The organism is Burkholderia sp. MSh2, from assembly GCF_000731655.1.
Lineage (GTDB): Bacteria > Pseudomonadota > Gammaproteobacteria > Burkholderiales > Burkholderiaceae > Burkholderia > Burkholderia paludis.
Genome location: NZ_JPGM01000165.1, coordinates 1 through 415, shown reverse-complemented (window position 1 = coordinate 415; position 415 = coordinate 1). Strand labels below are relative to the sequence as shown.

Below are 415 nucleotides of genomic sequence, written 5' to 3'. Positions count from 1 at the left end.
GGTTCTTCGCCGAGCATCCGGACGGGCCGCGTCACTGGAACCAGTCGGTGCTGCTGGCGTCGGATACGCGCCTGCCGGCCGATCGGGTGGAAGCGGCCGTGCGCGCGGTGACGAGCCGTCACGACGCGCTGCGTTTGCGCTTCGCGCGCGACGGGCAGGGTCGCTGGACGCAGCAGGTGGCGGCGCAGGAGCGTTTCGAGCTGGAACGTGTGGACCTGACGGGCGAAGGCGACTGGCGCGCGGCGCTGTCGTCGCACGGCGCGCGGGTGCAGGCGTCGCTGGATCTGGCGCACGGGCCGCTGTGGCGCGCGACGCTGTTCGACCTGCCGGAAGGCGGGTCGCGCCTGCTGCTGGTCGTGCATCACCTGGCGGTGGACGGGGTGTCGTGGCGGGTGCTGCTCGGGGAGCTGGGCCA

The 415-nt window shown here is 73.5% G+C and carries 1 protein-coding gene; it reads left to right on the top strand.

The genetic code is table 11. The features are described 5' to 3' along the window. A partial coding sequence (locus GQ57_RS38050; RefSeq protein ID WP_034200637.1) for a condensation domain-containing protein occupies positions 1–415 on the top strand: 415 nt, incomplete at both ends.